Origin of the sequence: Tenacibaculum sp. ZH5_bin.1, from assembly GCF_042865525.1 — a bacterium.
GTDB lineage: Bacteria > Bacteroidota > Bacteroidia > Flavobacteriales > Flavobacteriaceae > Polaribacter > Polaribacter mesophilus.
Genome location: NZ_JBEGIO010000004.1, coordinates 187,195 through 211,878 on the forward strand (window position 1 = coordinate 187,195; position 24,684 = coordinate 211,878).

A 24,684-nucleotide genomic window follows, 5' to 3' on the forward strand; every position below is an offset into this window, starting at 1 on the left:
ATAGTTAATTGATTGGAGTACAAAATACTAAAAATCATTTAGATTTAATATTAGCTTCACACAAACGAATAATTTCATCAATTCGTTTTACTCTAGTAGCTTCTCTTTTAGCTTGATGTATCCAGTACAAGTAGTTCTTAAGGTAAGAGGGAGCAAAATTTTGAAAGTTGTTAAGAGCAGTGGGGTTTTTCTCAAATTCAATCTGTAGGTCTTTTGGAACTATTAAGTTTTCTACAGTATCTAAAGCATTCCATGAGCCATTTTTTTTAGCAATTTCAACAGACGTAATTCCAGCAGGGTGGATTAAGTTGGAAGTAGTTAGTTCCTTAATATATTTCTTGTTTAAAGCACTCCAAACACTTTTAGGCTTTCTGGGGCAGAAATATTGCCTCCTTTTACCATCGCCTAAACTTTTCACAGTACTATCTATCCAACCAAAGCATAAAGCTACTTTTACAGCTTCTTCCCAACGCATACTAGGTATGTCTACGTTAACTTTGTATAAAATTAGATGAACTCCATCACTTTCGTTATGGTTTTCTAATAACCACTTACGCCATTCTGTGTCTGTTTTAAAATATAGGTGAGGTTTGTTGTCTATTTGTTAACGTATAATTTTAGAAGGGAATGAAACGATACTTTCGTGTCCGTTTTTTCCTACAGCACTTACACCAAAGAAGTAGTTGTCAAGAACAATTCCTTCTAAAGTAAACTTAGTAGTTTTTTCTACATATTTGAAGTTATCCCAAGTTGGTGAAGTAGTATCTCTCCAATAAATTTTGTACCCTTTAGCACCATCAACTTTATCCCATTGTAATTTTGCAGACGCTTCAACAATACCACCAATTCCTACATTTTTAGGAGAAGGTGGAGCAGAAGCGACGCTTGCTAAATTAATAGCATTTACAGCAGTTAATTTTTTAGCATATTCAAAATTTACAAATTCTAAGCGGTCTCCATATTCAATACCATTTTCAGTTCTAATATCTTGGTGTTGTTGCGTGTAGTTTTCATGTGCTTCCATAATTCGAATACCAGCAAAACCTGTATCGTTAAAAGGTCTGTGATGTCCGCCACGACCAAACCTATCTAAGCGATAAATCATTTTCGGATTCATTTCTGGCATATACGTTTTAGTTGTTGTATAAATATAACGTGCTAATTGACGTGAAATTCCGTCCACTTCACCACCATAAAAGCGACGTGCTTTTCGTTGACGTTCAGTTTCGGTTGGAGGTACGGGTTCAGAAAAGATTCTAAATGTACGGTTGTCTATAACTCCATCAACACCTTTTATGTTTCCAATCATATCATTATTCATAACCCCCACAATATTCCAATTTTTCTCCTTGGCATAAGCAGCCAATCCTTTTCCACCAAATAAGCCTTGTTCTTCACCAGACAATCCTACATAAATAATACTATTTTCAAATGTATAGTTACTTAATACACGTGCTGCTTCAATAGTTCCTGCCATTCCAGAGGCATTGTCATTAGCCCCAGGTGCATCATCAATGAAATTATTAGGATCGGAAATTCTTGAATCTATATCACCACTCATTACAATATAATTATTTGGGTATTTAGTTCCTTTTTGAATGGCAACTACATTTACTACCCAAACATCTTTGGTGATTCTGCTATTAGTTCCTTTTTTTACAAAGTCTTTTTGGTAAAATACCTCTAAACAGTTGTTGCAATTAGAAGAAATTTTGTCGAATTCAGACTTAATCCATCGACGTGCAGCACCAATTCCACGCGTATTAGAAACGGTATCGCTTAATGTATGACGGGTACCGAAATTTGTTAGTGTAGTAATATCTGATTTAATTCTATCTGCTGAAATAGCATTAATAATATCGTATATTTTAGTGTCGGTTTGTGCTGATATTGTTGTAGAAGTTAGTAAGAATAGTACTATGAATTTTTTCATAATTAAGGAATTTAGCTTACTAAATTACAAAACAAAAAAGAGAATAAATTGTATTTATTCTCTTTTTACTTATTGTGGAAGTGTACCTTGTGAAAAAGTTAGACTTATAAATTTATTTTACAAACCTAACCACAGCAATTTTACCATTAACTATCTCATAGATGGCGACAGCATGAAAGGTAGCTCCGTTTGCTGTAACTTCTTCCTCATCTATCACTACATTTCCTTTAACTATTCTACTAATAATTTTACAGTGTAAATCTTTTGTTGTTTCAAACTTAGGGGCATATAGTTTGCGCATTTCTTCAATACCTTCATATTCTAATTTATTTGGGTAACTATATACTTTTACACCTTTAGCGTAAGATTTTAAAAATGCATCTATATCCCTTTTATTATAAGCTTCTAATTGTTCTTGTGCTAAAGCTCTGGGAGATACTTCTGCTACGATTGCTAGTTTTGTTCCTTCTGGGTTTGCCATAATTCTTGAAATATTATTGATGTTCTCATTTTCAAACTGATGAAAAACAGTAATTTCTTTGTCTGTTTTAGAGTTGTATTGAAAAATCATATTCTGATAAGCAATTAACAGTGTACCATTAGGAAGCCAACAAACATCTTGACTTTTACCTATTGAAACGATTTTTTTAGTTTCTTTAGAAAAAGGGTTTAATGACCAAACTTCCCATTTTTTACCGTTTTGTTTCATGAAACTAACTAAGTTAGAGTTTGGAATTTTATGAAATGAACGTCCTGTTTGTTTAGCTATTGAAATGTTAGTGTTCTTTTTTAAGTCACTAATGTAAAGCTCAAGAGTATCATTTACAATTACGGAAGAAATTACAAGGTTTTTAGTATACCACATAGGGTATGCTACTATCAAGTTTTTAATTACTTCTTTACTTTTACCCGTTTTAAAATTATATTGATAAAAACGTTGTAAACCATTATTATCTAAACGTACTGCAGATACATCTTTTGACTTGGGAATTCGTTGAGGTGAGTATTCACCTCCATTTGGTGTGTTATTAATAAACCTCTTAGCTTTACTATCTATAGAATATTTTACAATATCGGTTTGTCCATTTCTATTGGAAGCAAATAGGATCGTGTTTTCATCATAAAAATAAGGTTGACTATCATATCCATCATTGTTAGAAATATTTTTTCCATTGGTCACCTTCCATTGTCCATCTTCAGAATTGATGTCAAATAAATGAATTTCGGTATTTGTTTGAGCGAAAGTAAATGAGGTAACAAATAGGGAGTATAATAGCTTTTTCATAATAAATAAATTGAGGTCTAAAATACTAAAAAAGTCCGCTCTAAATAATAAGAACGGACTTTTTATGAAGATTTAGAAAGTTATTTTAGAGAAGCTATCCACTTGTCAATTTTGTTTTCTAAAAGTGCTAACGGAATACATCCAGTTTCTAAAACTTGATTGTGGAATTCTTTAATATCGAATTTGTCACCCAATTCCTTTTTAGCTTTAGCGCGTAATTCACGGATTTTTAATTGTCCGATCTTATATGACAATGCTTGTCCAGGATTTGCCATATAACGCTCAATTTCAGAAATAATACTAGCTTCACCTTCCGCTTCGTTATCTAATGAATATTGAATTGCTTTTTCACGACTCCAACCTTTAGAATGTATTCCTGTATCTACTACTAAGCGAATCGCTCGGTGCATCTCCATACCTAACATTCCGAAGTATTGATAAGGATCTGTATATAGGCCTAATTCTTTTCCTAAGTTTTCAGTATACAATGCCCAACCTTCACCATAAGCGCTGTACCATAACGTTTTTCTAAAATCTGGCAAGTCTTCATTCTCTTGCGTTAATGAAATTTGATAATGGTGCCCCGGAATAGCCTCGTGTAAAAATAAAGCTTCATCAGAAAATACATTGTATTTAGTAGCATCAGGAATTGGTGTGTAGAAAACTCCTGGGCGAGTTCCGTCTAACGAACCAGGGTTGTATTCAGCGCTAGCAGAAGCTTCTCTGAATTTTTCAGTTTGCTTTACCACAAATGGAGTTTTTGGCTTATTACCAAATAATTTTTCTAATTGTGGCTTCATTTTTTCGTGAATAGCATTAAAGTTATCAATAATTTGTTGCGGTTCAGTATATGGCATTAACTCTTTGTTGTTACGAACAAAATCAAAGAATTCTTTTAAGTTTCCTTCAAATCCAACTTGCTCTTTTACTTTCTCCATTTCTGATAAAATTCGAGCAACTTCTTTTAGCCCTAATTCATGAATTTCATCAGCAGTCATGTTGGTAGTCGTATAATTTTTGATAGCATGTTGATAGTATGCTGTTCCGTTAGGGATGTCAGAAATACCGCTGCTCTCTCTACCAGCAGCTAAATAGTCAGTCTTTAAAAATTCATACATAGCTTTGAATGACGGAATTAATTTATCATTCAATATATTGGTATACGCTTCTGTTAATCTTGTTTTATCAGCATCAGAAAAACCAGTTGGTAAAGTGTTTATCGGAGAATAAAATAAATGCTCAGAAAAATCAGTAACTCCTTCAGATGATTTTTTTACAATTGTTAAGCTTTCAAACTGCGGAATTACTTTTTTAATTAAAGATTTAGGTAATACATATCCTTCTTTGATTCCTTGCTGCATACGTTCTTTAGCCGATTGTAACCAAGTGTTGTATTTGTTTAATCTGCTTAACCAATTGTCGTAATCTTCAACTGTTTTAAATGGTTGTGCGCTGCTACCACTAGCCAATTGTCCCATGGTAAGATTTATTGTCCACATTTGGTTGATAGGCATTAATAAGTCATTTTTATAACTAGCCTGTGCTAATGCCATATCACAATCCCAATCCAATACAGCTTTACTCATTTGTTGACTTTCGGTTAAGTCGGTATCTTTAAAATTGTTGAGTTTTGTTTTGTAATTTTTGTAAAACTCCTTGCTTTTTGCTTGATATTCGTCAGAAAGTGTGTTAGGAAATTGATCGTTAAAACGATTGTCACCCGCAAAAGTTGCACTTACAGGGTTTAGCTGTAGTTTTCCTTCGTTATAGTCTTTTAATAACTGATTAAATTCCATGTTTTCTGGAGTAGGAATGTTTGCTACTTCTTTTTTTTCTTGTTTACAAGAAGTAAGAAGTGTAGCGGTAGCTACTATAGTTAAGAAGATTTTCTTCATGGTTATGTTTTTGATTATTAACAAATATATCAAAAAGGAGGTTTAAAGATGTAAAAAAAGAGAAAGGAGGTTAAGCTTTAGAGTGCTTGGTATTAAATATAAAAAATAGAGTATTTGTTTTAAATAGAAAGTATCTTAATAGTAGACTAGCAGATTATTAAGTATACTTCTAGTAAAAATCGTAGAAAAAGAAAACCCTATTACATAACTTGTAATAGGGTTTAGTGCTTTTTAATCCTAATAAATACATTTAGGACTGGTAATGACAAAAGAGTTTTCTAGTGTCTTCTTTCTTTAATTCTTGCTTTCTTACCAGTAAGACCTCTAAAGTAGTAAATACGAGCTCTACGTACTTTACCTCTTTTGTTTACTTCAATCTTTTGGATTGATGGTAAGTTAATAGGGAAGATACGCTCAACACCTACAGTACCAGACATTTTTCTAATAGTAAATGTTTCAGAAGCTCCACTTCCTCTTTTTTGGATAACAACTCCTCTAAAAAACTGAGTACGAGTTTTGTTTCCTTCTTTAATTTCGTAGTATACTGTAATAGTATCTCCAGCTGCGAATTCTGGTAATTCGTTTTTTGTTACAAATTCGTCTTGAACAAATTTTACTAAATCCATTTTCTTATTATTTATGGTTGTATAAAAGCAACATTCACGATTTTCGTCAGAGGTTGATTTTGTGGCTGCAAATTTAGAATTTTTCTTTTGATAAAAAAAATAAATAAATCACTGATTATTAATTAGTCTAATAAATCTGGACGTATTTCTTTTGTTCTTTTGTAAGCTTGTTCTGAGCGCCATTCTTCAATTTTAGGAAAATTACCTGATAGTAATACCTCAGGAACCTTCATTCCTTCATATTTTGAAGGTCTCGTATATACAGGAGGTGATAGTAAATTGTCTTGAAAACTATCGGTTAAAGCAGAAGTTTCATCACCCAAAACCCCAGGAATTAAACGAATGACAGCATCACATAAAACAGCTGCAGCCAATTCTCCTCCAGTTAACACATAGTCACCAATAGAAATTTCTTTGGTTACATATTTATCACGTACACGTTGATCTACGCCCTTGTAATGTCCCGTTAAAATAATTATATTTTCTTTTAAAGAAAGGGTATTTGCTGTAGCTTGATTTAGAGTTTTAGCGTCTGGAGTCATATATATGATTTCATCGTACGTTCTTTCAGATTGTAGCTTTTCAATACATTTAGCTATGGGTTCAATCATTAAAACCATTCCAGCACCCCCGCCAAATTGATAGTCATCTATCTGACGATAGTTACCAAAACCATATTCTCGTAAATTATGAAAATGGACTTCAGCGAGTCCTTTATCAATAGCCCTTTTCATCATTGAGTTTTCAAACGGGCTTTTTATTAAGTCGGGTTCTACCGTAATAATGTCTATTCGCATGCAGCAAAGATATATGTTTTAAAGGAGATTTTTTATGGGAATATTTTTTTGAATTTCTTTGGAAGTTCTTTTGTGATGTTGATTGTTTCTTTAGTAAAAGGGTGTGTGAATTCGAGTGTTGAAGCATGAAGAAATAGCCCCTTTCCTTTTAATATTTTATTTTCTATAAAGTATTCTTTATCACCTAAAATCGGATTGCCAATAGCGAAAAGATGCTTGCGTAGTTGATGTTTTCTTCCTGTTTTAGGATGTAATTTAACCAAGTTCAAGAAATCAAATCTAGGTGACTCAGCAGTTTCAATAACTTCAAACGAAGTAGAAGCTTTTTTATCATCAATAGGAAAGTTAATTTCACCTTTCCTCTCTATTTTACCAATGCAGATTGCGTGATATATTTTCTGAATCTCCTTTTTTTGGAATAGTTGGTTCAAAACAATAATACTTTCAGTTGTTTTTCCAATGAGTAACAATCCACTTGTAGGATGATCTAATCGGTGAACAGGTCGAGGGCGAGTAGTATCAAAGAGAGTACTTTTTTGTAAGTTTTGTGTAAGAGCGTTATCAATTGTGGCAAAAGAATTTCCACTAACTAAAACTCCTGAGGGTTTATAAATAATAGCTAAATAATTATCTTCAAAGAGGACTTCTAAGGGAAAATTAAAATGTTTTTTTTGTAAGTTTTCTTTAGGAAGAAGTAATTCAATAGTTTCTCCTCCTTTAATATATAAGGCTGTTGAGGCAGTTTTACCGTTAACTTTTACTAATCCTTTTTTAATAGCTTTTTTTATACCAGATTTTGTAGGAATCGTTTTAAAAACTCCAATAGCGTATTCTTGTAATCGAGTAGGAGTTATTATTTTTTTTACGTTATGATTTTCAGAAACATTCAAGAGTTAATACTTATTTTGTATGCCATTATATAAAGTAAAAGATTTTATTTAAGTACTCAAACAATTTAACATATATCGTCTTGAAAAAAATAGTTATACACTTAAAATAAAGTATAATTAAAGTTTTTCATCAGGCTTTGAAAATATTATTACTAATAGTAGAAGTTACCTTAACTAATCAATTAATATAATATTCAGATAGATGTAGTGTTACAGTAAAATTATAAGAAACTATTAAAATACAATAACACAAAAAGAAAACTTCATTACAAACCATAAGTTTGTAATGAAGTTTAGCGTTGTTTAAGACTAATTATATAGCTCTTAACGACTATTTAATTAGTTCATATGAACGTTTGATAAAGTTTGTTAACTCTTCACCATGTAATAGGTTTTGAGATAATTTAGCTAAATCAAATGCTTGTGTAACTAATTGTTTTTGCTTGTCTTCATCAGCATTTAATATTTCTGATACTAACTCGTGATTCGTATTTACTACTAAGTTATACATTTCTGGCATGTTACCCATTCCCATCATTCCACCACCAGTAGCACTCATTTCTTTCATACGACGCATGAATTCTGGTACTGTAATTATGAAAGGAGAAGCACTAGAATCCATAGCTTCTAATTGTACTGTATAACTTGTATTATTTACAGCTCCTTCAATAACAGGTTTTAATTGCTCTTTTTCTTCGTCAGAAAGTTTAGAAATTACTGTATCGTCTTTCTTAATTAAGTTGTCAATATGGTCAGCATCTACACGTTTGAATTGTACTTTAGCATCGCCAGACTCCATTTCTAATTTTTGCATTAAATGCGAAACGATAGGAGAGTCTAACAACAATACTTCATAGCCTTTGGCTTTTGCATCTTCAATATAACTGTGTTGCGCATCTTTATTGGCGGCATATAAAACGATGTGATTTCCATCTTTGTCAGTTTGAGCATCTTTAGTTTTTTCAACTAACTCATCAAACGTAAAGAATTTATCATCAACAGTAGGGTATAAGGCAAACTTCTTTGCTTTGCTAAAGAATTTCTCTTCCGATAACATTCCGTACTCAATAATAACCTTGATGTCGTTCCATTTTTGTTCAAAATCTTCACGGTTATTTTTGAATAAAGAAGAAAGTTTATCTGCTACTTTTTTAGTGATATATCCAGAAATCTTTTTAACAGCTCCGTCTGCTTGTAAGTATGAACGAGAAACGTTTAATGGGATGTCTGGAGAATCAATTACTCCTTTTAACATTTGTAAGAAATCAGGAACGATTCCTTCTACGTTATCTGTTACAAAAACTTGGTTTTGGTATAATTGGATTTTATCCTTTTGCATATCCAAGTTCTGCGTTAACTTAGGGAAATATAAGATTCCTGTTAAGTTAAATGGATAATCTACATTTAAGTGAATATGGAATAAAGACTCTTCAAATTGCATTGGATACAACTCACGGTAGAAGTTTTTATAATCTTCATCTTCCAAATCCGCTGGTTTTTTAGTCCATGCAGGTTCAGTATTATTGATGATATCATCAACTTCAATTTGTTTGTGAGGCTCAGTTACTTCTTTACCGTCTTCGTCTTTAGTGGTTTTTGGAGTAAAATCTGGATCATTTATTTTCTTAGTTCCAAATTTAATCGGAACTTGGTTGAAACGATTATATTTTGTTAATAGTCCACGGATTTTACCTTCTTCTAAAAATTCAGTAGAATCTTCAGCAATATGTAATACAATTTCTGTACCTCTGTCAGACTTGTCGTGCTCCACTAAAGTATATTCAGGTGAACCATCACATGTCCAGTGAGCAGCTGGCTCGTCTTTGAATGATTTTGTGAAAATTTCTACTTTATCAGCTACCATAAAAGCAGAATAGAAACCTAATCCGAAGTGACCAATAACACCTGTTTCGTTTTTATCGTCTTTGTATTTTTCTAAGAACTCTTCTGCACCAGAAAAAGCGATTTGGTTGATGTATTTTTCAACCTCATCCATTGTCATACCAATTCCTTGGTCTTTAATGGTTAGGGTTTTCGCATCTTTATCGATACTTATTTCAATTTTAGCATCGCCTAATTCTGTCTTAGCTTCACCAATTGAAATAAGATGTTTTAATTTAGTTGTAGCATCAGTTCCGTTAGAAATTAACTCACGTAAAAAGATTTCGTGGTCAGAATACAAGAATTTTTTAATCAGTGGAAATATATTTTCAACCGATACATTAATGTTTCCTTTACTCATAAGTATATATTTTAATTGATATTATTTTCTGCAGAATCAATAGTCAAAAAAAATACCAAATAAGAATTAGTGACAAGATGGCACTTTTTGTACGAATTATATAAAATTCATACTTTTACAGGCTTTTAATTTGTTAACTACAGAATAATCAACATAAAAAATATGTATAACTCAAAAATTACAGGATTAGGTTATTATGTTCCTGAGAACGTAGTGACTAACGATGACTTGACTCAGTTTATGGAGACGAGTGATGAATGGATTCAGGAGAGAACTGGTATAAAAGAGCGTCGTTGGATAGACCCAAAAACTTCTGATGATTCTACATCAGTAATGGGAGCAAAAGCCGCTAAAATAGCTATTGAGCGTGCGGGATTGACTAAAGATGATATTGATTTTATCATTTTTGCTACGTTGAGTCCTGAATTATATTTTCCAGGAGGTGGAGTACAAATTCAAGATTTATTAGATATGCCTACAATTGGTGCGTTAGATGTACGTAACCAATGTTCTGGTTTTATTTATTCACTTTCTGTTGCTGATCAATTTATCAAAACAGGAATGTATAAAAATGTTTTAGTAATTGGTTCTGAAAATCATTCAGGTGGTTTAGAACGTTCTACACGTGGTCGTGGAGTTACTGTAATTTTTGGAGATGGAGCAGGAGCAGCTGTTTTATCACGTTCGGAAGAGGAAGGAAAAGGGATTTTATCTTCTCACTTACATTCTGAAGGAAAGTTTGCGAAAGAATTAATGCTAGAAGGGCCTTCAACAGGACGTTGGGTTCCTGAAATCATAGAGGCCAATGACCCAGATGATACTTCGTATTATCCATATATGAACGGTCAGTTTGTATTTAAGCATGCGGTCGTTCGTTTTTCAGAAGCTATTATGGAAGGATTACAAGCAAACGGACTGCAAAAGGAAGATATTGATATGTTAATTCCTCATCAAGCGAATTTACGTATTGCACAATTTATTCAAAAGAAGTTCCAGTTATCTGATGACAAGGTGTATAATAATATTATGAAGTATGGTAATACTACTGCTGCTTCGGTTATTATAGCATTGACAGAAGCTTGGGAAAAAGGAAAAATAAATGATGGTGATTTGGTAGTGTTAGCTGCCTTTGGTAGTGGATTTACTTGGGGATCGGTAGTGATTCGTTGGTAATGTTAGACTACCTACTTATAAAATAAATAAATCCGAAGTATTAACTTCGGATTTTTTATTAAAACATACCTCCTTGTGCTTCATTATTATCTCTGTATTTTCTGCCTTTACTTTTGTTTTTTCCACTTCCAAAATTATAGGAAAATCCTAGGTAGACAGAGTTGTACTCTAGTGTATACTTTCCTTTTTGCATAAAAGGGGTGTTAGATGTATAATCAAAATTTACATTATTAAAAATGTCAGTACTTCTTAAGGTAATACTTCCTTTACCGTCAAATAGCTTTAACCTAGCTCCGGCATTAATCATAGTATATGGTTCTATAGAATACTGAATGTTTTTACTTTTACCTCTAAAAATACCTGATAGCTGGAAGCTCAGTTTTTTTGAAGCTTTAAAAGAGTTGCTTATACGTCCTTTTACTAAGGTGTTTTTTACCGTTTCAAAGTTACCATTTAAAACACCTTGAGAGTCTTGAATGTACGTTTCAAAAGAAGAATTGAGTGTCCACCATTTTTTTGGCTTAAAACTAGAAGAAAGTTCAATACCATAACTATCTGCATAATCGTAATTGGTAAACGAAGTAATGACTTTGTCTGAATTTTGTTCATCTTGCTGCAATAGTCGACCAATTTTTTCATTTGTTCTTCGATAAAATGTTCCGAATGATATATAACCTTTAGTGACTGTTTTAGTATAATTAAGCTCTAGAGAGTTTGTAAATTGCGGCTGTAAATTAAGGTTTCCTCTTGATATAGTTAGAGGAGAAAACCACTCTTGAATTGGTGTTATCTGATATGCAGAAGGTCTGTCAATTCTCCTACTATAGGCAAGTTGTAACTTATCTTTTTCAGTAAAGCTGTATAGAATTGATAGTGAAGGATACCAACTAAAAATATTATTTTTTAAAGTGGTGTTTCCTTGTTCTGTATTCGAAAAAAGAGCATCTAGGTAAAATTGTTCTAATCTTAAACCTGTCTGAATTGAAATTTTTTTGAACTCCTTGTTGAAATTTATATATCCTGAATAAATATCTCTATCATAATTTAACGTTGTATTTCCTATAGGTTCAAGAGAAGTAGAATCATTTATGTTTTCTCTATCGGTAAGTATTAGATTGTAAAAATCTTGCTTTCTAAATTCAAATCCTAATTCTAGTTTTCCTGACTTTATAGGTTTTATATAATCAATGTTCAACAACCAAAGTTTACGTGTGTCTTTAATGTCATTTGTATAATTATATTCTTTTGAACTGGGATTTATAAACTCTTCGTTAGTCGTTTTTTCAGGATTTTTGGTTAGAGAGTGATTAAGTTCAATCTCTAAATTCTGTCCTTTATCATCAAAATTGTAAACATAATCAGCATTATAGGTTTCATTTTTTTGATTGTAATTAGAAAAACTTCTATTGTCAAAAGTCAAAGAATTGTTTTCGGTTACTAGTGTATTCGTTATTAAACTATTGTTATCGAAATTTTGATAAGTGTATATAGATAAAATACTTTTAGCTGTAAGATCTATATCTATTCCAAATTTGATGTTATGATTTTCAGAATTATTTAAAAAGTAAAGGTTTTGAGACAGATTACTGTCTACTCTTGTTAAGTTATTGAAAGTTTCATAATCGCCCCAACTAGTATTATAGTTTAGATAAAAATTAGTAACTCCTGCCTTGTAATTGGTGTTTAAGATTATGTCGGGTTTGGTGTTTCTACTGTGCTTAATACCTGCAATAATACTACCATTAAAACCAATTTTGGTGTTCTTTTTTAGGATTAAGTTGATAATACCACTCATACCTTCAGGAGTGTGTTTTGCTGATGGGTTTGTAATTATCTCAACGCTTTTTACCGAGTTAGAAGGTATTTGTTTTAATAATTGAGCTGTATTTACGTTGGAAGGTTTTCCATTCACTAAAACTCTAACATTTTCATTTCCTCGTAAGCTTATAGTTCCAGAAAGTTGATTAATATCTATTGAAGGAATATTTTCAAGCATTTCTAAAGAGGTAGTTCCAGTAGCTGTTAGGTCATTACCTACATTAATAATTTTTCTGTCAATTTTTTGAATAAAGGCTGAAGTTTCTCCTTGTATTTCAACTTCATCTAGCTGTGTGGTGTTCTCTTCGAGTAAAATTGTTCCTATTTTACTATTCTTTTTTAAGTCAATTTTCTTTTCAAAAGCTCTGTAACCAATAAATTGAAAAGTTAAAAGTAAATTTTCCTTTGGAAGTTTTTCAATTTTAAAATTCCCTTTTTCATCAGAGATACTACCAGTAAGTATTTTGTCAGAAGTATTTTTACAAGAAATAGTAACGAAGGGTATTGGTTGGTTATTTTTTTTATCTAAAATAGTTCCTGTAACCTGTAGGTTTTGAGCTAGGCTCAAATAAGTACTTAGGAATAAAATTAATATTAGCAATCTTTTCATATATTGAAGGGAATGAAATTCTGCTAAAAATAAAAAAAACGAAGTATTTAACTTCGTTTTTTTTAAATAATTAAAGAAATGTAATGCTACATGAAGCCTCCGCCTCCTTGCTTTTCATTATTATCACGTTGTTTTCTGGCACGAGCTTTGTTTTTTCCTCCACCAAATCTATAGTTAAATCCAATATAAGCAGTTCTACTTTCCCATTTAAAACGTCCATTTTGAACAAAAGGCCTTTCAGAATTAAACTTAAATCTCATATCGTTAAAGATATCATTTACTCTAAGGTTAATATTTCCTTTTCCTTTAAGAATACTATAATTAGCACCAATATTTACCATTTTCATAGGGTCAACATTCCATTGAATGTCTTCTCTTGGACCTCTATACATTGCAAACAATTGTAAACGTAATTTTTTAGATACTGTAAAACTATTACTTATACGAGCATTAAAAATATCTGTTTTGACTTCAATAGTTGGTGAGTTCGGGTCGCTTAAATCAGTAGTTCCAAATTGCTTTTGAGAATAATAATCCATACTAGCATTTGCTCTCCACCATTTTGCTATCTTATAACTAGCAGAAAATTCTAAACCGTAAGCGTCTGTGTCATCAAAATTAGCAAAAGTTAATATTTGCCTAGTGTTTGTTTCATCTAAAGGATCCATGTAAGTAGCTCTATTAATTACATCAGTGATGTTTCTATAAAAACTTCCTAATGTTATTGAACCACCTTTTATTTTTCTTGTATAATTAAATTCAACTGAGTTTGTAAATTGAGGAACAAGATCAGGATTACCTACAGAAGTAATTAAAGGAGTACTCCATTCTCTAATAGGGTTTACTTGCTGTATTCCTGGTCTATCAACTCTTTTACTATAGCTTAACTGAAATTGATCTGCATCATTAGGATTGTAAGTAAAAAAAGCAGAAGGGTATACGCTGAAAATATCATCAGTAACTTTATCTTTCTTTACATCACCATTTTCATCTAGTCCTGTAAAGTTTCCTTCAATTTTATATTGCTCAAAACGGGCACCTAATTGCATAGATAGTTTTCCAAACTTATGACCATAGTTTATATAAGCAGAATAAATATCTCTGTCATAAGTAAAATAAGAATCTCCTACATCTCTATATGTTTTATTTCCATTAATATCTTCTAATACAATTTGTTGGTTTGTTAGGTTTACATTGTCGGTATTATTTACTCGATACTCTAAACCTAACTCAAGTTTACCATTTTTAGAAATAGGATTTGTATAATCTAAATTTAATAATGTACTTTTTCTATCATTATTAATATCATTAAAATAATCAGGTTGAGTACCTTCTAAGAAGTAATTATTTAAGTAGTTTGGAGCATTGTTTTTAGAATAGTTAGCTTCAAACTCTATGTTATGTCCTTCTTTTTCAAAATCATGTTTATAATTTACATTATAGGTTTGATTATGACTTTCATTGTTTTGAGTATTAGGTGAATGTTCAATTAAATTACTATTATTATCTGTAATTATAGCACGTCCTTTAGCAAAAACATTAAACCAGTTTTGAGTTGTGTAAAGCGAAAGAGTGTTTTTATCATCTAAATAAATGTCTGCTCCAATTTTAAATAAATGTGATTCATCATCATTCTGAAAAATAAAGTCTTGATAATTTTCTCCAGGCCTACTAATGTATCCAAAATTGTAATTATCACCACCTCTAAAGCCATAGTTACCAAAAAAGTTCACTTTTCCTGTTTTGTAATTCATGTTTGTAGAAGCATTGTAACGAACATAATGACCAGCTTCAACTCCAGTATTTATAGAACCATTAAAGCCCATATTGGCATTTTTATTAAGAATTATATTAATAATACCACTCATTCCTTCAGGGTTGTATTTAGCAGAAGGATTGGTAATTAACTCAACACTTTTAATAGATGATGAAGGTATTTGTTTTAATAACTCAGAAGCAGGAATGTTGGTAGGTTTACCATCAACTAATACACGTACATTTTCGTTACCACGCAAACTAATGTTACCTGATTGGCTATCAACACTTACAGATTGTACGTTATTTAATAAATCAGAAGCAGTAGCTCCTGCTGAGGTCAAATCTTTACCAACGTTAATAACTTTTCTGTCTACTTTTTGAGTTACTGAAGAAGTTTCTGCTCTAATTTCTACTTCATCTAAAGTAGTGCTATCTTCCTCTAGAGGAATAGTGCCCAAATTAACATTGCTTGATTTACGACTTACAGAAATAGGTTTAGAGAATGTTCTATACCCTATAAACTGAACTTCAACAATACTATTTCCTTCAGGTATATTTTTTATAGAGAATAAGCCATTGTCATCAGTAATTCCACCAGTAATAATTTTTTTGGCAATATCTTTGATTATAATATTTACATAGGGAAGAGGTTGCTTGGTTGCTTGATCGACTACTTTACCAGAAACTACTCCTGGTTTGGGTAGGCTACTTTTAGGCATTTGTGCATAAATACTTGTAGTAAATACAGCTAAAAGTATTAGTAATATGTTTTTCATTTTTGTTGTTTTGAATTGTTTTGATGCTTAATAGACTCTTTATTACCTAACTTTGTTACTTAACTTAAGAGAGTTTAACGTATTATTAACAGAAAATGAAAAAACGAACTTTGGTACTAGGAGCCTCTTTAAAATCCTCTAGATATTCGAATATAGCTATTAAAAGGCTAAGAGATAATGGAATAGAAACTGTAGCAATTGGTTTACAAAAAGGAATTGTTGCAGATGTAGCTATTAAAACAGAAAATATTTTTTTCGAAAATATTGATACTGTAACTTTATATTTAAATCCAAAGCGACAGGAATCTTATTATGAGTATATAATTAACTTACAACCTCGCAGAGTGATTTTTAACCCTGGAACCGAAAATATTGAGCTTATGGAGTTGTTAAAGGAAAATGGTATTGAGAGTGAAATAGCATGTACTTTGGTACTTCTATCAACAAAGCAGTATTAATTTAAAATTTCAACAGGAAAAGAATTAGTACTATATCGTTTCCCTGCTTCCGCTAATTCAGTATTCTTAAAAACTGTTTGAGCCTCAATTTTAAAATCATTAATGTTTTTATACCTGCTAGAATAATGCCCAATAATTAATTTGTTTGCATTTGCTTTACTAGCAATAGAAGCTGCTTGTTCTGCAGTAGAATGTTTAGTTTTATCACATAAATCTTCTCTGTCTTTTAAAAATGTAGCTTCGTGGTATAACAAGTCTACATCTTTAATAATAGGAACAATGTCTGGTTTATAGGCAGTGTCACTACAGAAAGCAAAACTTAAAGGTTTAGGAGGATCAATTGTAAGTTCTTCATTAGGAATTACTTCTCCTGTAGAAAGAATAATATCTTTACCAGCTTTAATGTTATGAAAGTCACAAGTTTCTATTTCATTATATTGCTGAATATTCTCAATGTGTAACTTTCTAAGTTTAGGTTTTTCAGTAAATAAAAAACCGTTAGTATACACTCTATGATTTAAAGGAATGGTTCTTACAGAAACTTTATCATCTTCAAAAATAAGCTCACTTTCTTTTGATTCTAATTCGTGAAAAATAATAGGATATTTAGTCCACGATTTTGAAATTTTTAACTGAAGTGTTGTCACTTCTTTTATGCCTTTTGGACCGTAAATATGTAACTCTTTTTCTCTGTTTAGAATCCCAAAAGTAGCGATGAGTCCAACCAAACCAAAAAAATGATCACCATGCAAATGAGAAATAAAAATATGGTTTATTTTTGAAAAACCAACCTTGTATTTTCGCATTTGGCGTTGTGTACCTTCTCCACAATCAATTAAAAAATGACGATTGTTAATTTCTAAGTATTGAGCGGTAGGGTAGGCATTAGCTCTTGGAGTAGCAGAATGACAACCTAAAACAGTTAAGTGTAAACTCATTTATTTGATTACAAAGCGTTTTGAAATTATTTCTTTATTACTTTGTATTGCATAAATGTACATACCAGACTTTAAATCATTACGTTGAAAAGGGAAAGAGTTACGTCCCTTAACCACTTTAAGCTCTTTATTATAAACAGTTTTACCTAGTACATTTCTAACAGTTAAAATAACTGTTTGATTATGTTTAGCATTAAAGTAAATAGTAGTATTGTTCGTAAAAGGGTTAGGAGATGCTATTAACTTATTAATTGATTTTTCTTGTGAAAAAGCAACAGAAATAGTTAAGAAAAAAGTTATAAAAAGTATTTTTTTTATCATAAATTATCGTTTAGGGGATGGATAATTATTAAAATTAAAGGTTAAAAACCTAAATCACGCTGAATGTTTTCCATTTCTATAACATCTTCTGCTTCAATTAAAGTAGGAACAATGTTAAAAGTTTCAGGAAAATCATCAATAGTAACATCTTTAGATATAACAACAAAAGATGTGCCATTGTTTTGATGTTTTTCTGCGTATTCCAAAAATAGTAAAATATTTTTGTTAGAGGGGTTAAATTCTTCTGAAATTACAACAATTAAATTTTTATCTGTAAGGTTTACATGTTCATTTTCAAAGCTTTCAAAGAAGTCAGAAAATGTTTTTTCATCAGAAGTTACTAGGGTGTAATTAGTTTTATCAGTTATATTCATGACTATCTTTTTATTTGTTGTGCTAACAAATAAATAACTGCCATACGAACAGCAACTCCATTTTCTACTTGGTTTAGAATAATTGATTGATCACTGTCGGCAACATCACTTGTTAGTTCTACCCCTCTATTAATAGGTCCAGGGTGCATTATGACAATTTTTTTGCCAAGACTGTCTAATATTTCTTTGTTAATACCAAAAAGTTGTGTGTATTCTCTAGTTGATGGAAAGTATTTTATATCCATACGTTCGTGTTGCACACGTAATACATTAGCAACATCACACCATTCTAAAGCTTTTTTTAGATTTGTTTCCACTTCAACTCCTAAACTAGAAATGTATCTAGGAATTAACGTACTAGGTCCGCAAACTTTTACTTTAGCTCCTTGTAATTGTAGTGCAAAAATATTTGATAAAGCTACACGTGAGTGTAAAACATCACCTACAATTACAATTTTCTTTCCTTTTAAGTCGCTATTTAAAGCTTCCCGCATAGAAAAACTATCTAATAATGCTTGGGTCGGGTGTTCATGTGTGCCATCTCCAGCATTAATAATTTTAGCATCTACATGGTTTGATAAGAAAATTCCTGCTCCAACATTTGAATGTCGCATCACAACAATATCAACTTTCATCGACAAAATATTGTTAACGGTATCAATTAAAGTTTCTCCTTTTTTTACTGAAGATTGTCCTGCAGAAAAATTAATAACATCAGCAGATAAACGTTTTTCAGCTAATTCAAAAGAAAGTTTTGTACGTGTGCTATTTTCAAAAAATAAATTAGCGATGGTAATATCACGTAACGAAGGAACCTTTTTTATAGGTCGGTTAATGACTTCTTTAAAATGAGCGGCAGTTTCAAAAATAAGCTCAAGGTCATTTTTGTTAAGGTATTTGATTCCTAATAAATGTTCAACACTTAACTGCTTCATTTTAGTTTGTTTTTTTAATCATAACTAATCAAGCTTTGAGGGCTTGGGTTCAAGGTAAATTGTATCTTCTTTATGAGTTTCTTGCCAGTTCACAACTACTTTTTCTTCATTGATGGCATCTACTTGTCTTCCTCTATAATTAGGTTGAATAGGTAAATGACGGCTAAAGCGACGATCAATTAATACTAATAACTCAATATTATCAGGTCTTCCATACGATTGTAGTGCTGTTAAAGCACTTCGAACGCTTCTTCCTGAAAATAATACGTCATCAATAATAACCACCTTTTTTCCTTCAATTAAAAAGTCAATTTGTGTAGAGGTGGCTTCTAATGGTTCTTCTCTTCTGCGAAAATCATCACGATAAAAGGTAATATCTAACAAGCCTAATTTTAGGTCTTTAATTTGATACTCTTCTCTTAATAATTTAGCCAATCGATTAGCTAAATAAGAGCCTCTAGGTTGTAATCCTATTAAAACGGTATTAGAAAAATCGTTGTGATTCTCGATTAACTGACACGCTAATCGATGCAGAATGATTTCAATTTCTTTCGAAGTAAGTAGTGTTTTTCTGCTCATTTGTTGCTACCAAATTGGTTTGATAGTTCAACGTTCAAAATTAAGGCAAAAATTTACGCTGACAAAATTAAACTTAATGAAACCTAAAACTTGGTCTATAAAATTATCTTTACATTTGCGCACTTTTACAAAAGACTCTTAGAAATTATGATGAAATACATTAAAGGTAAGAAGATTAACATAAAAGATGATTCTTTAGCAGGCATTACGGTATCGTTAGCAATGATACCAGAGGTAGTAGCTTTTGCTTTCGTAGCTCAAATTAGTCCTATTGTAGCTTTGTTTGGAGCTTTCGTTGTAGGAATTGTTTCCGCAATTTTTGGAGGAAGACCTGGTTTAATTTCAGGAGCAGCTGGTGCCGTAGCTGTAATTTTTGTAAACATGATACAAGAAGGACACGCAAAAGGACTGCTGTTTGATACACCTGTAGAAAATATGGGATACTTTTATTTACTAGCAGCTGTAGTTTTAATGGGAGTTATTCAAGTGTTAGCAGGAGTGTTTAAATTAGGGAAATTAGTTCGGTTAATTCCACACCCAGTAATGATGGGATTCGTAAATGGTTTAGCTATAGTTATTTTTATAGCTCAACTAGGAATGTTCAAAGAAAATAAGAAGGACATTTTCGGACAAAATATGCGCAAAACTGAATCGAAAGAGTTGGTGTATAAAGTTGCAGATAACGAGGTGCAAGATTTAGTGTCAAATGCTGCATTGTTTTCAATTAAAGGAAATTCAATTATTAATAATGAAACAAACCAAGAAGTTTTTGTAAAATCAGAGACACAAGTTTTTGATGCAAAAACAAAAAAAGTTGTTTATAATATTGAAAATGGCGGATTTTATTCAGTAAAAGATAGTGGGGTAGTAAAATCTACTTTACAAGGAACAAAGCTATATACTATGGTTGGGTTAGTGTTGTTAACGATGCTAATTATATGGTTGCTTCCAAAATTAACAACAAAAGTACCAGCAGCGTTAACAGCTATTTTAATTGTTACGTTTGTATCTATTTTCGGTGGATTAGAGTCTATAAATGTTGGAGATTTTATTAGAGATGGAGGAGGAGCTGGTTTAAATGGTTTTGATGAGATTTCAAAAAAAATGAATTTAGCAGAACTTTGGAGTAATTTACCATTCAACTTAGATACGTTAAAGTTTATAGCACCGTACGCTTTTTTAGCAGCTTCAGTTGGGTTGATTGAAACGTTAATGACGATGAATTTAGTTGATGAGTTAACAGACTCAAGAGGTGATGGAAATAAAGAATGTGTGGCACAAGGAGCTGGAAATATGTTAAGCGGATTGTTTGGTGGAACTGGTGGTTGTGGTATGATTGGTCAAACCGTAATTAATATTAATGCAGGTGGTAGAGGACGTTTATCAGGAGTTATGATGGCGGTTACCTTGTTAATTTTTATCCTTTTTGCGGATAAATATATTGAGCAAGTACCTATAGCAGCTTTAGTAGGAGTAATGTTTATGATGGTAATTGACACGTTTGCATGGTCTAGTTTTAGAATTATGAATAAAATTCCAAAACCAGATGCAATTGTATTAATTATAGTATCTGCGGTAACTGTAATTTTTGATTTAGCAATTGCTGTATTTGTTGGGGTAATTATTTCAGCATTAGTTTTTGCTTGGGAAAATGCAAAAAAAATTAGAGCGAGAAAACGTTTTAAAGAAGATGGAACTAAGATTTACGAAATTTGGGGACCTTTATTCTTCGGAAGTATTACTGCTTTTAACGAAAAGTTTGATATTAAAAATGATCCTGCTAACGTGGAAATTGATTTTGTAGAATCGCGTATTTCAGACCATTCAGCTATTGAAGCTATTTTTATATTAGTAGAAAAATATCAAAAAGCAGGGAAGAAGGTAACCTTAAAACATTTAAGTGAAGATTGTAAGGTATTGTTATATAAAGCAAGTCCGATTTTTGCAGAGGTCATAGAAGAAGCGGTAGATGACCCTCGTTATCATTTAGCTGCAAATCCAGAAGATTTTCCAAAACCTTTATCAGAATATAGTTTTTAAATCGCAGAGCGATAAAAAATAAAAAAACCCGCTATTAGCGGGTTTTTTTATGTGTTTTTTAGAATTAGGCATATAATGATTATTACAACTATAAATAATAGATACTTTAGAAATTTCGTGTTTAGTTGAGTGTTTTTATTTAAGTTATCAAGAGGAGAAGAAACTTTTCTTATGTTAGTAGGTGTTTTTGAAAAACTATATCCTTCGAAATTAGTATCAAATAATAACTCATCATCTGAATCCAATTGCTTTCCAAAATACCTTGTACATAACTCAAATACAAAATTTTCACCTACTTGATCTTCAGTAAATTCTCCTTCAGTAAATTCATCGAAATTATAAAACCTATTTCCATTTTCATCTATTTTTGACTTAGATAATAGTTTTTCTTCCTCTTTAAGAGGTTTACCGAAATCAATAAAGGTGCCTAGTTCTGATGTTCCTCCTTTAACCCTTAATTTTTGATTATTTTTAGTAACAGAATATCCCCAAAAATTAACAGTGCTTTGAAGAGCAATAGAACATATTTCTGTATCAGGGAAAAAATCAGATAGTGTATTTTCCTCATAGGAAGTATTTTCTTCAAATGATTTTATGGGTAATTCTTGTTCACATATTATCCAATTTCCTTTGTATTTTGTAATATAAACGGTATTACCAGGAGGTAACATAACCTCTTCAAACGTTTTAGGAACTATTTTTTTTAGATTATGAAAACCGATACTATTTAAGAGTTTTTCTTTCTCTATTTCTTTGTTAGAGTTAATAATTACGCATGATATTTTCCATCCCATAGCTAGGTCAGTTATTTTAAAATGTTAGCTCAATGAGGTTTATTTTTTCTGAAGTGGACTTATAATTTCTACATCACTAAAAGCAATAGCGCCTCTAATTACACTGTCAATAGTACTTTTTAAAGCTTCAATCAATTGCATTTTTAATTGCGATTTGTGATAAATCAAGCTAACTTCACGTGCAGGAGATGGAGATTCAAATTCTCTTAAATGAGTTTTGTCTCGTTCATTTAAATCCAGCGTATTTAAATAAGGAAGTAAGGTCATTCCTAATCCGTCTTTAGATAACTTTATTAATGTATCAAAACTTCCACTTTCTAACTGAAAGTGATGCGTAGAGCTTCTTTTATTAGTTCTACAAAGATTAATTACACTGTCTTTAAAACAATGTCCGTCTTCTAACAATAAAATATCATCAACTTCTAAATCATCAACTTTTAATTTCTTTTGTTTAAATAATCGATGTTCACTTGGAACTAAACCTACAAAAGGTTCATAATACAAAACACGCTCTTTTATGGCTTCATTTTCTAATGGAGTAGCAGCAATAGCAGCATCTATATAACCATCCATTAACTTTCTAACAATTTCTTCTGTAGTTAATTCTTCAATAACTAATTGAACTTTAGGGTAGTTCTTACTAAATGTTTTTAAAAACATAGGAAGTAGTGTAGGCATAATTGTAGGGATTATTCCTAGTCTAAACTCACCACCTACATAGCCTTTTTGTTGATGTACAATATCAATAATACGATTACTTTCATCAACAATTACTTTAGCTTGCTCTACAATACGCTTACCAACTTCAGTTAATTCAATAGGCTTTTTTGAGCGGTTAAAAATTTTAGCATCTAGTTCTTCTTCTAATTTCTGAATTTGCATACTCAACGTTGGTTGTGTAACAAAGCAATGTTCTGCAGCTATGGTGAAGTTTTTATATTCAGCAACGGCTAGTGTATATTTTAATTGTGTAATAGTCATTTCAATAATAATTTTTGATAAAGATATTAAAACAATCGATTACGTTTATAGTAAAACTGTTAAAACTTGCCTTAAATTTGTAATAGAAAAAGTAAAAAACTTAAAATCAAAACAATATGTCAACTACAATTTTAGGATTAGATAAACAAAAAACTGAAAACTTAGTAAAAGAGTTAAATGCCCTACTAGCAAACTTTCAAGTATATTACCAAAATGCAAGAGGTTTACACTGGAATATTAAAGGGAAAAACTTTTTTGAGTTGCATATGAAGTTTGAAGAATTTTATACAGATGCACAAGAAAAAGTAGACTTAATAGCAGAACGTATTTTAACATTACAAGGAACACCATTGCATACTTTTGAAGATTACACTAGTGTATCAAAAGTACCAGTAGGAAAAAATATTTCAAATGATGTTGAAGCAGTAAAATTAATTATTGATTCGTTATCAGAACTATTAAAAATAGAACGTTTAATTCTTGATTTGTCTGATGAAGCAGAAGATGAAGGAACAAACTCAATGATGAGTGACTTTATTGCAGAACAAGAAAAAACATTGTGGATGATGAATGCTTGGTTAGGCTAAGAAATAGTTATCTATGTTTAGGGGATGAAAGAGCAACGTGTTTACGTTGCTTTTTTTATGTAGAAGAAAATAATATGAATAATTGGCTAATATAAATACTTAATTAAAATCCGAATACTTACAAAGGCAATTAGAATAGCGGTTGCTTTTTTCAGTTGTGTGGAATTAAAGAATTGGTTACTCATTCTACTACCAATTTGACCACCAATAAAAACAGTAATTAATAAAATAGAAGTAAGCTTCCAGTCGATAGAAAATTCAGGGTTCACATATTGACCTATCAATCCAGATATAGAATTTACTAAAATAAAAAAGCTTGCTGTAGCAGCTATTTTTTTAGGAGTGTCCCAATTGGTTAAATGAAGTAACGGAGCTAAGAAAATACCACCACCAATTCCAACCATTCCAGAAATAAAACCAATAATTCCGCCATAACCTGCATTTTTTGCTATGTTTAAATCGGTAGTTTTATTGCTGTTGGTAACTACTTTGTTTGAACTCCACATGGTAATAGCAGCAAAAAGTAGTGTGAAACCTAAAAGAATAAAGAAAAAAGTTTGACTTATTCGTAAATAGCCACCCAAAAAAGCCATAGGAATACTAAATAAAGTAAGCGGAATAACCTTTTTCCAATTATATTGTTTTTGTTGCATATAAAGTAAAACATTACCTGTAACAACCATTACATTACAAAGTAATGCTGTAGCTCTTATTTGTGTAAAAAGTAAGCCAGTGAGTGCTAAAACAGCCAAGTAACTGGAACCACCACCAAATCCGACAGAAGAGTATAGAACAGCCACAATAAAAAAGAGTAAGACTATGTACAAATTAGTACTTAAAACATCTAGAAAAAGAGATATCATCATATCAAACA

Annotated in this window: 22 protein-coding genes; 4 read left to right on the top strand and 18 right to left on the bottom strand. The window is 31.3% G+C overall.

Annotation, left to right across the window (positions count from 1 at the left end):
• Positions 1 to 34: 34 nt before the first annotated feature.
• From ABHQ57_RS12455 to htpG, 8 genes are all read right to left on the bottom strand, one after another.
• Positions 35 to 475, bottom strand: a complete 441-nt coding sequence (locus ABHQ57_RS12455; protein ID WP_317166149.1) for a YdeI/OmpD-associated family protein — start codon at positions 473 to 475, stop codon at positions 35 to 37.
• 129 nt (positions 476 to 604) lie between these two features.
• Positions 605 to 1,933 carry a M28 family peptidase gene (locus tag ABHQ57_RS12460; protein WP_159490768.1) on the bottom strand — a complete coding sequence of 443 codons (1,329 nt, stop codon included), beginning with the start codon at positions 1,931 to 1,933 and terminating at the stop codon, positions 605 to 607.
• A 112-nt stretch (positions 1,934 to 2,045) separates the two neighbouring features.
• The gene (locus ABHQ57_RS12465; protein ID WP_196781633.1) at positions 2,046 to 3,218 is read right to left on the bottom strand and encodes a nuclear transport factor 2 family protein; all 1,173 of its coding nucleotides are present in this window, start codon (positions 3,216 to 3,218) and stop codon (positions 2,046 to 2,048) included.
• 80 nt (positions 3,219 to 3,298) lie between these two features.
• On the bottom strand, positions 3,299 to 5,113 hold the full coding sequence (locus ABHQ57_RS12470; RefSeq protein ID WP_159490770.1) for a DUF885 family protein: 1,815 nt from the start codon (positions 5,111 to 5,113) through the stop codon (positions 3,299 to 3,301).
• Positions 5,114 to 5,391: 278 nt separating this feature from the next.
• The gene (gene rplS, locus ABHQ57_RS12475; RefSeq protein WP_047789705.1) at positions 5,392 to 5,739 is read right to left on the bottom strand and encodes a 50S ribosomal protein L19; all 348 of its coding nucleotides are present in this window, start codon (positions 5,737 to 5,739) and stop codon (positions 5,392 to 5,394) included.
• 122 nt (positions 5,740 to 5,861) lie between these two features.
• Positions 5,862 to 6,536: a tRNA (guanosine(37)-N1)-methyltransferase TrmD gene (gene trmD, locus ABHQ57_RS12480; protein ID WP_389863832.1), complete on the bottom strand. Its 675-nt coding sequence runs from the start codon at positions 6,534 to 6,536 to the stop codon at positions 5,862 to 5,864.
• Between the two features lie 32 nt (positions 6,537 to 6,568).
• Positions 6,569 to 7,426, bottom strand: a complete 858-nt coding sequence (locus ABHQ57_RS12485) for an RluA family pseudouridine synthase (RefSeq protein WP_159490772.1) — start codon at positions 7,424 to 7,426, stop codon at positions 6,569 to 6,571.
• Positions 7,427 to 7,757: 331 nt separating this feature from the next.
• Complete coding sequence (gene htpG / locus ABHQ57_RS12490) at positions 7,758 to 9,668, bottom strand: molecular chaperone HtpG (RefSeq protein WP_047789708.1); 1,911 nt, start codon at positions 9,666 to 9,668, stop codon at positions 7,758 to 7,760.
• 162 nt (positions 9,669 to 9,830) lie between these two features.
• Here htpG and ABHQ57_RS12495 point away from each other — a divergent pair, with 162 nt between their 5' ends.
• Entirely contained in the window at positions 9,831 to 10,841 is a 1,011-nt protein-coding gene (locus ABHQ57_RS12495) for a 3-oxoacyl-ACP synthase III family protein (protein WP_047789709.1), read from the top strand.
• A 58-nt stretch (positions 10,842 to 10,899) separates the two neighbouring features.
• Here the strand turns inward: ABHQ57_RS12495 and ABHQ57_RS12500 are convergent, their stop codons facing one another.
• Positions 10,900 to 13,269, bottom strand: coding sequence for an outer membrane beta-barrel family protein (locus ABHQ57_RS12500; RefSeq protein WP_167714006.1), 2,370 nt, complete (start codon positions 13,267 to 13,269; stop codon positions 10,900 to 10,902).
• 86 nt (positions 13,270 to 13,355) lie between these two features.
• Positions 13,356 to 15,803 (bottom strand): TonB-dependent receptor domain-containing protein, encoded by a 2,448-nt coding sequence (locus ABHQ57_RS12505; protein ID WP_281980246.1) that lies wholly within the window; start codon positions 15,801 to 15,803, stop codon positions 13,356 to 13,358.
• A 95-nt stretch (positions 15,804 to 15,898) separates the two neighbouring features.
• Between ABHQ57_RS12505 and ABHQ57_RS12510 the strand changes: the two genes are divergently transcribed.
• On the top strand, positions 15,899 to 16,261 hold the full coding sequence (locus ABHQ57_RS12510; RefSeq protein WP_047789712.1) for a CoA-binding protein: 363 nt from the start codon (positions 15,899 to 15,901) through the stop codon (positions 16,259 to 16,261).
• On the opposite strand, the gene ABHQ57_RS12515 is transcribed toward ABHQ57_RS12510, so the two are convergent.
• The 5 genes from ABHQ57_RS12515 to pyrR are packed head-to-tail and all read right to left on the bottom strand — an operon-like array spanning position 16,258 to position 19,408.
• Positions 16,258 to 17,199 (bottom strand): ribonuclease Z, encoded by a 942-nt coding sequence (locus ABHQ57_RS12515; RefSeq protein WP_159490778.1) that lies wholly within the window; start codon positions 17,197 to 17,199, stop codon positions 16,258 to 16,260. The genes ABHQ57_RS12510 and ABHQ57_RS12515 overlap by 4 nt on opposite strands.
• The gene (locus tag ABHQ57_RS12520) at positions 17,200 to 17,520 is read right to left on the bottom strand and encodes a T9SS type A sorting domain-containing protein (RefSeq protein ID WP_159490780.1); all 321 of its coding nucleotides are present in this window, start codon (positions 17,518 to 17,520) and stop codon (positions 17,200 to 17,202) included.
• Positions 17,521 to 17,561: 41 nt separating this feature from the next.
• Positions 17,562 to 17,894, bottom strand: a complete 333-nt coding sequence (locus ABHQ57_RS12525) for a hypothetical protein (RefSeq protein ID WP_047789715.1) — start codon at positions 17,892 to 17,894, stop codon at positions 17,562 to 17,564.
• A gap of 2 nt (positions 17,895 to 17,896) precedes the next feature.
• Entirely contained in the window at positions 17,897 to 18,829 is a 933-nt protein-coding gene (locus ABHQ57_RS12530; RefSeq protein ID WP_159490782.1) for an aspartate carbamoyltransferase catalytic subunit, read from the bottom strand.
• 24 nt (positions 18,830 to 18,853) lie between these two features.
• Positions 18,854 to 19,408: a bifunctional pyr operon transcriptional regulator/uracil phosphoribosyltransferase PyrR gene (gene pyrR / locus ABHQ57_RS12535; RefSeq protein ID WP_047789717.1), complete on the bottom strand. Its 555-nt coding sequence runs from the start codon at positions 19,406 to 19,408 to the stop codon at positions 18,854 to 18,856.
• 147 nt (positions 19,409 to 19,555) lie between these two features.
• Here pyrR and ABHQ57_RS12540 point away from each other — a divergent pair, with 147 nt between their 5' ends.
• Positions 19,556 to 21,448, top strand: coding sequence for a SulP family inorganic anion transporter (locus ABHQ57_RS12540; protein WP_389863838.1), 1,893 nt, complete (start codon positions 19,556 to 19,558; stop codon positions 21,446 to 21,448).
• A 47-nt stretch (positions 21,449 to 21,495) separates the two neighbouring features.
• On the opposite strand, the gene ABHQ57_RS12545 is transcribed toward ABHQ57_RS12540, so the two are convergent.
• The gene (locus ABHQ57_RS12545; protein ID WP_047789719.1) at positions 21,496 to 22,242 is read right to left on the bottom strand and encodes a hypothetical protein; all 747 of its coding nucleotides are present in this window, start codon (positions 22,240 to 22,242) and stop codon (positions 21,496 to 21,498) included.
• A 39-nt stretch (positions 22,243 to 22,281) separates the two neighbouring features.
• The gene (locus ABHQ57_RS12550) at positions 22,282 to 23,223 is read right to left on the bottom strand and encodes a hydrogen peroxide-inducible genes activator (protein ID WP_047789720.1); all 942 of its coding nucleotides are present in this window, start codon (positions 23,221 to 23,223) and stop codon (positions 22,282 to 22,284) included.
• A 116-nt stretch (positions 23,224 to 23,339) separates the two neighbouring features.
• Here ABHQ57_RS12550 and ABHQ57_RS12555 point away from each other — a divergent pair, with 116 nt between their 5' ends.
• On the top strand, positions 23,340 to 23,810 hold the full coding sequence (locus ABHQ57_RS12555; RefSeq protein ID WP_047789721.1) for a Dps family protein: 471 nt from the start codon (positions 23,340 to 23,342) through the stop codon (positions 23,808 to 23,810).
• 86 nt (positions 23,811 to 23,896) lie between these two features.
• Here ABHQ57_RS12555 and ABHQ57_RS12560 read toward each other — a convergent pair whose 3' ends face one another.
• The gene (locus tag ABHQ57_RS12560; protein ID WP_047789722.1) at positions 23,897 to 24,676 is read right to left on the bottom strand and encodes a sulfite exporter TauE/SafE family protein; all 780 of its coding nucleotides are present in this window, start codon (positions 24,674 to 24,676) and stop codon (positions 23,897 to 23,899) included.
• Positions 24,677 to 24,684 lie beyond the last annotated feature (8 nt).